This window comes from Klenkia sp. AC732 (genome assembly GCF_979256525.1).
The window spans coordinates 47,073-58,247 of the sequence record NZ_CEEDOS010000031.1 but is presented as its reverse complement, the minus strand read 5'-3'; the positions used below and the strand labels follow the sequence as shown (position 1 = coordinate 58,247).

10 protein-coding genes and 1 pseudogene are annotated in these 11,175 nt (G+C 76.6%); 9 read left to right on the top strand and 2 right to left on the bottom strand.

Annotated features, from left to right (window positions below; all coding sequences use genetic code 11):
* Nucleotides 1-104: 104 nt before the first annotated feature.
* On the bottom strand, nucleotides 105-587 hold the full coding sequence (locus tag AC0IVP_RS15245) for a pyridoxamine 5'-phosphate oxidase family protein (RefSeq protein ID WP_056295462.1): 483 nt from the start codon (nucleotides 585-587) through the stop codon (nucleotides 105-107).
* 77 nt (nucleotides 588-664) lie between these two features.
* On the opposite strand from AC0IVP_RS15245, the gene AC0IVP_RS15240 reads away from it, so the two are divergent.
* The 8 genes from AC0IVP_RS15240 to AC0IVP_RS15205 all read left to right on the top strand — a co-directional run bounded on the left by AC0IVP_RS15240 (nucleotide 665) and on the right by AC0IVP_RS15205 (nucleotide 9,585).
* On the top strand, nucleotides 665-2,593 hold the full coding sequence (locus AC0IVP_RS15240) for an oxidoreductase (protein ID WP_471757596.1): 1,929 nt from the start codon (nucleotides 665-667) through the stop codon (nucleotides 2,591-2,593).
* Complete coding sequence (gene mftE, locus AC0IVP_RS15235) at nucleotides 2,590-3,285, top strand: mycofactocin biosynthesis peptidyl-dipeptidase MftE (protein WP_471757594.1); 696 nt, start codon at nucleotides 2,590-2,592, stop codon at nucleotides 3,283-3,285. Before AC0IVP_RS15240 ends, mftE begins: the two co-directional genes overlap by 4 nt.
* A gap of 32 nt (nucleotides 3,286-3,317) precedes the next feature.
* On the top strand, nucleotides 3,318-4,739 hold the full coding sequence (locus AC0IVP_RS15230; protein WP_471757592.1) for a purine-cytosine permease family protein: 1,422 nt from the start codon (nucleotides 3,318-3,320) through the stop codon (nucleotides 4,737-4,739).
* Between the two features lie 28 nt (nucleotides 4,740-4,767).
* Entirely contained in the window at nucleotides 4,768-5,004 is a 237-nt protein-coding gene (locus AC0IVP_RS15225) for a type II toxin-antitoxin system Phd/YefM family antitoxin (RefSeq protein ID WP_471757590.1), read from the top strand.
* The gene (locus AC0IVP_RS15220; protein ID WP_471757588.1) at nucleotides 5,001-5,384 is read left to right on the top strand and encodes a type II toxin-antitoxin system VapC family toxin; all 384 of its coding nucleotides are present in this window, start codon (nucleotides 5,001-5,003) and stop codon (nucleotides 5,382-5,384) included. The genes AC0IVP_RS15225 and AC0IVP_RS15220 overlap by 4 nt, the downstream gene beginning before the upstream one ends.
* Nucleotides 5,381-6,790, top strand: a complete 1,410-nt coding sequence (gene mftF, locus AC0IVP_RS15215; protein ID WP_471757586.1) for a mycofactocin biosynthesis glycosyltransferase MftF — start codon at nucleotides 5,381-5,383, stop codon at nucleotides 6,788-6,790. Before AC0IVP_RS15220 ends, mftF begins: the two co-directional genes overlap by 4 nt.
* A gap of 57 nt (nucleotides 6,791-6,847) precedes the next feature.
* Nucleotides 6,848-8,161 carry a multidrug effflux MFS transporter gene (locus tag AC0IVP_RS15210; protein ID WP_235564778.1) on the top strand — a complete coding sequence of 438 codons (1,314 nt, stop codon included), beginning with the start codon at nucleotides 6,848-6,850 and terminating at the stop codon, nucleotides 8,159-8,161.
* Nucleotides 8,162-8,268: 107 nt separating this feature from the next.
* Nucleotides 8,269-9,585 (top strand): sigma-54-dependent transcriptional regulator family protein, encoded by a 1,317-nt coding sequence (locus AC0IVP_RS15205; RefSeq protein WP_056295444.1) that lies wholly within the window; start codon nucleotides 8,269-8,271, stop codon nucleotides 9,583-9,585.
* Nucleotides 9,586-9,708: 123 nt separating this feature from the next.
* Here the strand turns inward: AC0IVP_RS15205 and AC0IVP_RS15200 are convergent.
* Nucleotides 9,709-9,873: pseudogene (locus tag AC0IVP_RS15200) on the bottom strand (hypothetical protein); the annotation flags it as partial.
* Here AC0IVP_RS15200 and AC0IVP_RS15195 point away from each other — a divergent pair.
* Nucleotides 9,800-11,029: an MFS transporter gene (locus AC0IVP_RS15195; RefSeq protein ID WP_471757584.1), complete on the top strand. Its 1,230-nt coding sequence runs from the start codon at nucleotides 9,800-9,802 to the stop codon at nucleotides 11,027-11,029. The pseudogene AC0IVP_RS15200 and the gene AC0IVP_RS15195 overlap by 74 nt on opposite strands.
* Nucleotides 11,030-11,175: the final 146 nt, after the last annotated feature.

Here is an 11,175-nt window from a genome sequence, read left to right as displayed (position 1 = left end):
GCCCAGGTCGACGTCGTCCTCGCCGGAGGTGTCCAGCAGGACGTCCAGGCGGGGCGGCGGGCGGCGGGAGCAGCAGAAGGACCCGCTGTGCAGCCGCTGCGAGGTCAGGGCAGGTCGACCTTCTCGTTCTCCCCGCCGGAGTACGCCTCGCCGGTGACCTTGGCCTTGGCGAAGCTCAGCAGCGTCGAGACGCGGCCGCCGGGGGTGTCCCAGTACTCGGCGGAGTCGCCGTCGACCTTGATGAGCACGATCTCGTCGTCGTCGGGGCCGTCGGGGAACCACGCGGCGACGCCGGAGTTCCACAGCTCCTTCTTCTTCGCGTCGTCGGTGACGACGGCGGCGGTGCCGGTGAGCGAGATCCACGTGCTGCCGGAGCCGACGGCCACGTTGACGTGCGGGTTCGCGGTGATGTGGGCGACCTTGCGGGAGTCCCGGGCGGCGAAGAACCACAGGTCGCCGTCGAACTCGACCTCCTGCAGGGCCATCGGCCGGCTGATGAGGGTGCCGTCGCGGTCGGTGGTGGTGAGCATGCCCAGGCGCTGGTCGGACAGCAGGCCGGAGACCTTGCGGGTGGAGTCGTCAGTCATGGGCGGGGTGTGCCCCGGCGGGAGGGGTGGCAACCGGGCTGGCGCAGGTGGGTGCGGCGGTACGGCAGAGTCACGGTGTGCCGTTCCCGCGCCTGTTCGAGCCGCTCCGGCTGCGCGGGCACGTGCTGGCCGGCCGGGTGGTCTTCTGCGCGCACCTGACCAACCAGGCGGTGGACCGGCGGCTGACGCCGGCGCACACCGCCTACTACGCCGCCCGCGCCGCCGGCGGGGCCGCGCTGGTGGTCACCGAGGAGCTGTCGGTGTCGGCCGACGACCGGCCCTACGAGAAGGTCGTCGACGGCACCGACCCGGCCGTGGTGGCCGGCTGCCGCGCGATCGCCGACGCCGTGCACGGGCACGGCGGGCTGGTGGTCGCCCAGCTCGGCCACAACGGCGGGCAGGGCAGCTCGCTGCTGTCCCGGGTGCCGCTGCTGGCGCCCTCCCCGGTCGCCGACGCGCTGTTCCGCGAGGTGCCCCGGGAGGCCACGGACGCCGACCTGGCTGCCGTCGTCGCCGGGTTCGAGCTGGTCGCCGGGCACGTCGTCGCCGGCGGGATGGACGGCGTGGAGCTGCAGGCCAGCCAGTCCTCGCTGCTGCGGGCGTTCCTGTCCCCGGCGGCCAACCGGCGCACCGACCGGTGGGGCGGCCCGGTCGAGCAGCGGGCCCGGCTGCTGCTCGACGTCGTCGCCGCGGTCCGCGGGGTGCTGGGGCCGGACCGGCTGCTCGGCGTCCGGCTGGCCGCCGCCGAGCCCGGCGGGACGACGACGGAGGACGCCGTGGCGGTCGCCGGGCTGCTCGCGGCCACCGGCGACGTCGACTGGCTGTCCACCACCGTCGGCGTCGCCACCGAGTCGCTCTACCTGGTCGAGCCCTCGATGGCGACGCCGGCGGGCTACGCGCTGCCGCTGGCGGCGAGGATCCGGGCCGCCGTCGACCTGCCGGTGGTCGGGGTCGGCCGGGTCACCACCCCGGAGCAGGCCGAGGCGGCGTTGGAGCGCGGGGACTGCGACCTGGTCGGGGTGGTCCGTGGCCAGGTCGCCGACCCGGACTTCGTCGCGAAGGCGCGGCGCGGGGAGCCGGTCCGGCCGTGCGTGGGCTGCAACGGCGAGTGCGCCGCCCGGGTCGGCGCCAACCGCTGGCTGGGGTGCCTGCAGGACCCGCGCACCGGCCGGGAGTCCGTCCCGCTGCCGTTCCCGACCCGGCCGCGGTCGGTGGTCGTCGTCGGCGCCGGGCTGGCCGGGCTCCGCACCGCTGCGGCGGCCGCCCGCCGGGGCCACCGGGTGTGCCTGTTGGAGGCCGCCGACGAGGTGGGCGGCCAGCTGCGCGACGCCGTCCGGGCGCCGGGCCGGGGCGAGCTGTGGGGCCTGGTGACGGCGGCCGTGGCCGACTGCGACCGGGCCGGGGTGACCGTGCGCACCGGCTGCCGGGTGGACGGCGTCCCCACCGACGCCGACGTCGTCGTGCTGGCCACCGGCGCCCGCCCGGCGCGACCCGACTGGGCTGGGGACGACGCCCGGGTGGCCGACGTCCGCGCGGTGCTGGACCGGTCCGTCACACCCTCCGGGTCGGTGCTGGTGGTCGACGAGCTGGGCGGTCCGCACGCCCCCTCCACCGCGGAGGCGCTGGCTGCGGCGGGGTGCACCGTCGAGGTGGTCACCGGGGCGCTGGTGTCCGCGCAGGACCTGGGGCCCACGCTGGACCGGGAGCTCTGGCACCGGCGGGCGGCCGTCGCGGGCATCGCGCAGACCGTGGAGCGGGTCGTCCTGGGTGTGCACGCCCGCAGCGACGGACGCCGGGTCGTCCGGCTGCTGCACCACCTGACCGGGGTCGAGGAGACCCGGGTGGTGGACTGGGTCGTGACCGCCGTCCCCCCGACCCCCGACGACGCGCTGTGGGCGCAGCTGGCCGCCAGTGGCCTGGAGGTGCACCGGGTCGGTGACGTGCTGGCGCCCCGGACCGCGGTCGCGGCGAGCGTGGAGGCCGACCGGGTGGCGGGGGAGCTGTGAGCGTCCTGCGCACCGCCCGCTCGCCCGAGCTGCCGCCACTGCCCACCGTCGTCGTGCCGCTGGGGTCGGTGGAGCAGCACGGTCCGCACCTGCCGCTGGGCACCGACACCACCGTGGCCTGCGCCGTGGCCGAGGCCGCCGTCGACGAGCTGGGCGACCTGCTGCTCGCCCCCGCCCTGGCCTACGGCGCCAGCGGTGAGCACGAGGGGTTCCCCGGCACGATCTCCCTGGGCACCGAGGCGCTGACCGGGCTGCTGGTCGAGTACGGCCGCTCCGCCGGGCGGTGGGCCGGACGGCTGCTGGTGGTCAACGGCCACGGCGGCAACCTGGAGGCGCTGCGCAGCGCCGTCCCGCTGCTCCGCCAGGAGGGCCGGGACGTCGCGTGGTTCCCCTGCGGCGTCCCCGGCGGCGACGCGCACGCGGGCCGGACCGAGACCTCGCTGCTGTTGCACGTGGAACCGCGCGCCGTGCGGGAGGACCTCGCCGAGCCCGGGGAGACGACGCCGATCGGTGCGCTGCTGCCCCGGCTGCGGGCCGAGGGCGTGGCCGGGGTCAGTCCGAACGGCGTGCTGGGTGACCCGACCGGGGCCTCCGCCGGGGAGGGCGCCGTCCTGCTCGCCGGGATGGTCGACCGGCTGGTCGGCGCCGTCCGCACCTGGCGGGTCGACCCGGCCGGGCGGCTGCTGGGCTGAGCGCGGCACCGCGGCGGACGTAGGGTCCCGCCGTGGCGGTGGAGACCAACGGCATCAACGTGATCGCCCAGGACGAACGGCGGGGCACCCCCAGGCAGCTGTTCTGGCCCTGGTTCGGGGCCAACGTCAGCGTGCTGGGGTTGTCCTACGGCTCGTTCGTGCTCGGCTTCGGCATCTCGTTCTGGCAGGCCACGCTGGCCGGGCTGGTCGGGATCGTCGTCAGCTTCGCGCTGTGCGGGTTCATCGCGATCGCCGGCAAGCGCGGCTCCGCGCCCACCCTGGTGCTGTCCCGGGCGGCGTTCGGGGTGCACGGCAACCGGGTGCCGGCGGTGCTCTCCTGGGTGCTGACCGTCGGCTGGGAGACGGTGCTCACCAGCCTGGCGACCCTGGCCACCGCGACGGTGTTCACCCAGCTCGGCTGGGGCGGCGGGACGGCGACGACGGTGGTCGCGCTGCTGGTCGTCGCCGGGCTCGTGGTGGTCGGCGGCGTGCTGGGCTTCGACACGATCCTGCGGATGCAGACGGTGATCACCGTGGTCAGCGGCGTGCTGACCGTGGTCTACCTGGTGCTCGTGCTGCCGCAGGTCGACTGGGCCGCGGTCGGTGCGGTGCCCGCCGGGTCGACGGCGTTCGTCGTCGGCGCGCTGGTCTTCGTGATGACCGGCTACGGCTTCGGCTGGGTCAACGCCGCGGCCGACTACAGCCGCTACCTGCCGCGCACCGCCTCCACCCGCGGCGTCGTCGGCTGGACCACGTTCGGCTCCGCGCTGGCCCCGGTGGTCCTGCTCGTCACCGGCCTGCTGCTGGCCGCCTCGGACAGCGACCTCGCCGCCGCCATCGGCGCCGACCCGATCGGCGCGCTGGGCGAGCTGCTGCCGACCTGGTTCCTGGTGCCCTTCGTCGTCGTGGCGGTGCTCGGCCTGGTCGGTGGCGCGCTGCTGGACATCTACTCCTCCGGCCTGGCCCTGCTGGCCGCCGGTGTCCGCATCCCGCGCGCGGCCGCGGCCGGCGTCGACGGCGTGCTGATGGTGCTGGGCGCCGTCTGGGTGGTCTTCGTCGCCGAGGGCGACTTCATCGTGCAGTTCCAGGGCTTCCTGATCACCCTGGGCGTCCCGGTCGCCGCCTGGTGCGGGGTGGTGCTGGCCGACATCGCGCTGCGACGCCGCGACTACGCCGAGGCCGACCTCTACGACGCCCGGGGCCGCTACGGCTCGGTCCCGCCGGTGCCGCTGGCGCTGCTGGTCGTCGGCACGCTGCTGGGCTGGGGCCTGGTCACCAACGCGATGGCCGGCTGGCTGGACTGGCAGGGCTACCTGCTGGGTCCGCTGGGCCTGGGCGGTCGCACCGGGGACTGGGCCTACGCCAACCTCGGGGTGCTGCTCGCCCTGCTCGTCGGGTTCCTGGGCACCCTGGCCCTCCGGCGGCCCGCGGTGGCGGCGCAGGAACTGGTCTGACCAACTCCGACCAGACATCCTGGGCGTCATGACCACGGTCGTCAGCGTGTACGACGCCGAGGCGCAGCTGTCCGCGCTGCTCAAGCGGGTCGAGGCGGGTGAGGGGATCGTCATCTCCCGGCACGGGCGGTCCGTGGCGAGGCTGGCCCCGATCGTGGACGCCGTCCCGAGCCGCGCCCCCGGACGCTGGAAGGGCCAGATCCAGATGGCGCCGGACTCCGACGAGTCCACCGAGCAGGACGAGAAGGACTGGTACGGCGAGTGAGGTTCCTGCGCGACACCCACGTCCTGGTCCGGTGGGCCGGAGGGGACGAGTCACTGCTCCCGGACCCGGTGCGGCGGGCACTGGCCGACTCGACCGACGACGTGTTCTTCTCGGCGGTCACCACCGCCGAGCTGGCGGTCGAGTCCGCTCTCGGCAAGCTCGACGTCGTCGACCACCTGCTCGGGACCAGCCCGGACGAGTCGTTCACGGAACTGCCCCTCACGTCGGCACACGCAGCGGTGCTGGCTCACCTCCCGCCCCACCACCGGGACCCCTCCGACCGGATGCTCATCGCCCAGGCCCTCGTCGAGGGGCTGGTCCTCGTCACCGTGGACGACTCCGTCCACAGGTGCGACGTCCCGGTCTTCCCGCCCCGGTGAGGCCGGCGCCCGACGCCCGGCTGCCCGACGGGTTCGCCGTCGTCCTGGACCCCCGCACCCGGCACCGGGACGACGGCGGGACCCTGCTCGGCGGCTCCCCGCTGCGGCTGCTGCGGCTCACCCCGCGCGCCCGCGCGCTGCTGGTCGAGGGCGGGCTCACCGTGCGGGACCGGACGACGGGCACCCTGGCCGCCCGGCTGCTGGACAGCGGCCTGGCCCACCCCCGGCCGACGCCGGTGGTCCCCGCCGACGTCACGGTGGTCGTGCCGGTCAAGGACCGGGCCGCCGAGCTGGACCGGCTGCTGGCCGCGCTGCGCGCCGACCCGGAGACCGCGGACCTTCCCGTCACCGTCGTCGACGACGGGTCCGCGGACCCGGCCGGGCTCGCCGCGGTCAGCGCCCGGCACCGGGCCGACGTGCTCCGGCACGACACCAGCCGGGGCCCCTCGGCCGCCCGGAACGCCGGACTGCGGGCGGCCCGGACCGGTGCCGTCGCCTTCCTGGACTCCGACTGCGTGCCGCGACCGGGCTGGCTCGGGGTGCTCGCCGCGCACCTCGCCGACCCCCGGCTGGCCCTCGTGGCACCGCGGATCTCGGCGCTGCCGGGGGAGCGGCCGGGCTGGGTCACCGGCTACGAGGACGCCGTCAGCGCGCTGGACATGGGGGACCACCCGGCCGCCGTCGCCCCGCTGACCGGGGTGTCCTACGTGCCCAGTGCCGCCCTGCTGGCCCGCCGGGAGGCCCTCGGCGACGGTTTCGACGAGTCCATGCAGGTCGCCGAGGACGTCGACCTGGTCTGGCGGCTGGCCGCCGCCGGCTGGCGGGTCCGCTACGAACCGGCCGCCCGGGTCGCCCACGAGCACCCCGCCCGGACCGGGGAGTGGCTGCGCCGCCGCGCCTTCTACGGCACCGGTGCGGCACTCCTGGCCCAGCGGCACGGCTCGGCGGTGGCCCCGGTGGTGATGTCGCCGTGGTCGGCGGCGGCCTGGGCGCTGGTGCTGCTCGGCGGCCGGGCGGGGGCGCTGGCCGCGGCCGGGGTGCTCTCGGTGGCCACGCGGGGACTGGCCCGTCGGCTGGGGGACCCGCCACCGACCGGGCTGGCCGCGACGCTGGTCGTCCGCGGGTCGTTCGCGGCCGGCCGGACGCTGGCCCGCTCGGTCACCCGGCACCACTGGCCGCTCGCCGTCCCGCTGCTGGGCAGCCGCCGGGCCCGCCGGCTGGTGCTGCTGGCCGCCACCGTGGACGCCGTCGGGGCCTGGTGGCCGCACCGGCAGCGGGTCGGGCTGCTCCGCTTCGCCGCGGCCCGCCGGCTGGAGGACCTGGCCTACGGCGTGGGCCTCTGGCGCGGGGCCTGGCGGGCCCGGGACGTCCGGGCGCTGCTGCCCGCGAGGCCGCCGCGCGGCTGAGCGCCGACGTGAACAGCGGGTGACGTCGGGCGGGTCGGGGAACAGGACCGTCCGCCGGTGGCTTGGCGTCTGCTGTGTCCTCCTCCGGGGCGGCACGACGACGACGCGAGGAGCACCGCCATCAGCACCGCCACCGACACCCAGCAGACCGCCCGCACGGGCACGAAGCCGCCGCCCGGTCGGGCCAAGCTGGCCCTGACCCTTGGCGCCTTCGTCGCGCTGGGGCCGCTCACCATCGACATGTACCTGCCGGCGCTGCCGACGATCGCCGAGGACCTGGCGACGTCGTCGGCCACCGTGCAGCTCACCCTCACCGGCACCCTGCTCGGGCTCGCCCTGGGCCAGCTGGTCCTCGGCCCGCTCTCGGACCGCTTCGGCCGCAAGCGCCCGCTGATCGCCGGCACCGCGCTGCACGTGGTCGCCTCGCTGCTGGTGCTCATCGCGCCGAACATCGCCGTCCTCGGGGCCCTGCGCGTGCTGCAGGGCGTGGGCACCGCCGCCGGCGCGGTGATCGCGCTGGCCGTGGTCCGCGACCTCTACACCGGGCGGGCCGCGGCGACGCTGCTGTCCCGGCTGTTCCTGGTCATCGGCGCGGCGCCCGTCCTCGCGCCCACGCTGGGCGGGGAGCTGCTGCGCTACACCTCCTGGCGGGGCGTCTTCGTCGCGCTGGCCGTCTACGGCCTGCTGCTGGTGCTCGTCGTCGGCGCCGCGCTGCCGGAGACGCTGCCGCCCGAGCGACGGGCCGCGGCCGGGCTCGGCGTCACCGTCCGGGCCTACGCCGGGCTGTTCCGCGACCGGGTGTTCGTGGGTCTCGTCGTCGTCGCCGGGCTGACCATGGCCGGGTTGTTCAGCTACGTCTCCGGTGCCTCGTTCGTCTACCAGGACGAGTTCGGGCTCGACGAGCAGCAGTTCGGGCTGCTCTTCGGTGCCGGTGCGATCTGGCTGATCGGGGCCACCCAGTTCAACCCGCTGCTGCTGCGCCGCTTCCAGCCCCAGGCGATCCTGGTCGGCGGCCTGGCCCTGGCCGGGGCCGCCGGCGTCGTCCTGCTGGTGCTCGCCTCCACCGGCACCGGCGGCCTGTTCGGCGTCGCGATCCCGATCTGGGTCGTGCTCGCCGGCAGCGGCCTGGCCCTGCCCAACGCCCCGGCCATCGCGCTGAGCCGGCACGGGGAGTCCGCCGGCACCGCCGCCGCGATGCTCGGCGCCGTCCAGTTCGGCGTCGGCGCCGTCGTCGCCCCGCTGGTCGGGGTGCTGGGCAACGACGGCGCCGCCATCGGCACCGTCGTGGTCGCTGCCTTCGCCCTCGCGGGGGTCGTGCTGGCCACCGTCGTCCGGCCGTGGCAGCTGCCGGCCTGGGAGACCGGCGACTGACCCCTCCCCCCCCCACCGGGGACGGCACTCCTGGCGGAATCGGGTCGCACCGGTCACGATGGGCGTGACATGAGCCACTGGGTGGGCACGACGGGGCAGGGTGACGCGTGACGACGCTGAACCCCTGGTTCGCGCTGCCCGACGGCGCGCCCACCGCCGTGGCCACCCGCCGGCTGCGGGCCGCCCACGAGGCGATGGTCACCCGGGGCGGCGCCCCCCGCCGGGACCAGGTGCGCTCGGTGGTCTGGGACTCCTGGCGCCGCAGCCTGGGCAACGGCGTCGACCCCGACGGTGCCCCGCCCCCGGTCGACCTGCTCGACGACGAGCTGCTGGCCTACCGCGAGGCGCACCCGCTGGCCGCGGTCATGCCGGTCATCCGCCGGCTGCTGGTCGCCGACGCGGAGGCCGACAAGATGATCGTCGCGGTCACCGACGCGGCCGGCCGGATGCTCTGGGTCGAGGGGGACTCCCAGCTGCGTGGCCAGGCCGAGCGGATGCACTTCGTGGCCGGCGCCCGCTGGGGCGAGGACGTCGCCGGCACCAACGCCCCGGGCACCGCCCTGGCCCTGGACACCCCGGTGCAGATCTACGGCGGCGAGCACTACAGCCGCCCGGTGCAGCACTGGAGCTGCTCGGCGGCCCCGGTGCACGACCCGGTCACCGGCCTGGTGCTGGGCGCCATCGACGTCACCGGCGGGGACCACGTCGCCAGCCCGCACGTGCTCACCCTCGTCCGGGCCACCGTCGCCGCCGCGGAGTCCGAGCTGCGCTGGCTGCACCGCGACCAGCTGGGCCGCTCGTCCGCGCCGCCGCCGGCCGCCCGGCCGGTCAGCCCGCTGCTGGAGGTGCTGGGCCGCGAGCGCGCCCGGCTCACCACCCCGGCCGGACGCACCGAGCTGTCGTTGCGGCACTCCGAGCTGCTCCTGCTGCTGGCCGAGGCCGCCGTCGCCGGTGAGGGCCGCAGTGCCGAGCAGCTCGCCGTCGAGGTGCACCCCGGGGACGCCGCCGCGGTCACCGTGCGCGCCGAGCTGTCCCGGCTGCGCCGGCTGCTCGGAGAGGGCACCGAGCTGCTGGGCTCCCGGCCCTACCGGCTGACCAGCGCGCTGGACACCGACCTGGACCAGGTCCGCCGGCTGCTGGCCCGCGGCGCCGTGGGCCCCGCGCTCGAGCGCTACCCGGGGGCGCTGCTGCCCCGATCGGAGGCCCCCGGCGTGCGCACCGCGCGGGCCCGGCTCACCGGCTCGCTGCGCTCGGCCGTGCTGCGCTCCCAGCGCCCGGAGCTGCTGCTGCGCTACAGCCGGCTGCCCGAGGCCGCCGACGACGCCGCCGTCTGGCAGGGCCTGCTCGACGTCCTCCCGGTGAGCTCCCCGCGGCGGGCGGCCGCCGCCGGCCAGCTGCTGCGGCTGCGGCGTCCCTCCCGCTGACCGGCCCGACCGGCTGACCGGCGGAATGGCCCGCGCCCCGCTGCCCTTGGCCTGCTCCGTGAGCACCGAGCCCCTGAGCGCCGCGCCCCTGAGCGCCGCGCCCCTGAGCGCCGCGCCCCTGAGCACCGCGCCCCTGAGCACCGCGCCCCTGAGCACCGAGCCCCTGAGCACCGAGCCCCTGAGCGCCGAGCCCGCCGCGACGGCGACCCGACCCGTGACGCCGCGGGAGCTCGGCCGGCTGCAGGTGGCGCTGGCGATCGGCGCGTTGAGCCTGGGCGGTTTCGGCATCGGGGTCAGCGAGTTCGTCACCATGGGCCTGCTGCCCGAGATCGCCCGCGGTGTCGACGTCGACATCCCCAGCGCCGGCCACCTGGTGTCGGCCTACGCGCTCGGCGTCGTCGTCGGGGCGCCGGTCATCGCGACCACCGCCGCCCGGCTGCCCCGCCGGGCCCTGCTGCTGGGCCTGCTGGCCGCGTTCCTGGCCGGCACCGTGCTCACCGTGCTCGCCCCCGGCCAGGGGACGCTGCTGGTCGCCCGCTTCCTGGCCGGGCTGCCGCACGGTGCGTACTTCGGCGTCGCGTCGCTGGTCGCCGCCTCGCTGGTGGCCCCGGGCCTCAAGGGCCGGGCGGTGAGCGCGGTGATGCTCGGGCTGGCCGCGGCCAACCTCGCCGGCGTCCCCGCCGCCACCTGGCTGGGGCAGCAGCTGGGCTGGCGGTCGGCCTTCGTGGCGGTCGCGGTGGTCGCCGTCCTCACCGCGGTGGCCGTCGTCGCCGTCGTCCCGCGGACGCCGGGGACCCCGGAGGCCACCGTGCGCACCGAGCTGGCCGCGCTGCGGTTGCCCCAGGTCTGGCTGACCATCGGGGCCGCGGTGTTCGGCTTCGGCGGGGTGTTCGCGCTCTACGCCTACATCGCGCCGATCACCACCGAGGTCACCGGCGCCGGCGCGGGCTTCGTGCCCGTGGTGCTGCTGGCCTTCGGCATCGGCGGCGTGCTGGGCACCCTGCTGGGCGGGAAGCTGGCCGACGTCGCGCTGTTCCGCTCGCTGGTCGGGGCGATGGTGGCGACCGGTCTGCTGCTGGGCCTGATGGGCGTCGCCGCCCTGCACCCGGTGTCCCTGCTGGTCCTCGCGTGCCTGGTCTCGGTGGTGACCTCGGTGCTCGTGGTGACCCTGCAGCTGCGCCTGATGGAGGTCGCCGGGGACGCCGAGCTGATCGGCGCGGCGGCCGGGCACTCGGCCCTGAACGCGGCCAACGCGCTGGGCGCGCTGCTCGGCGGGTCGGTGATCGCGGCGGGCCTGGGGTACCGCGCGACGTCGCCGGTGGGCGTGGCGCTGGCCGTCGTCGGGCTCGGGGTGCTCGCCGTCTCGGCGGTGCTGCGGCGCCGGGAGGCCCGTCAGCTGCAACGGCCTGCAACGTTGCCCCCGTGGGCGACTGCGGACGCCTGAGGCCGGATCGCCCGTGCTTGCGGCCCAGAGTGGGTCGCAGCGACGCCCGTGCGGGTGTGGTCCTCGCGTCGTTGACAGGTAAGCGTGGCCTAAGGACTGTGTGCGTCGGCACACTCCAGGGCGGAGCGGGTGACCGCTGCCACAGC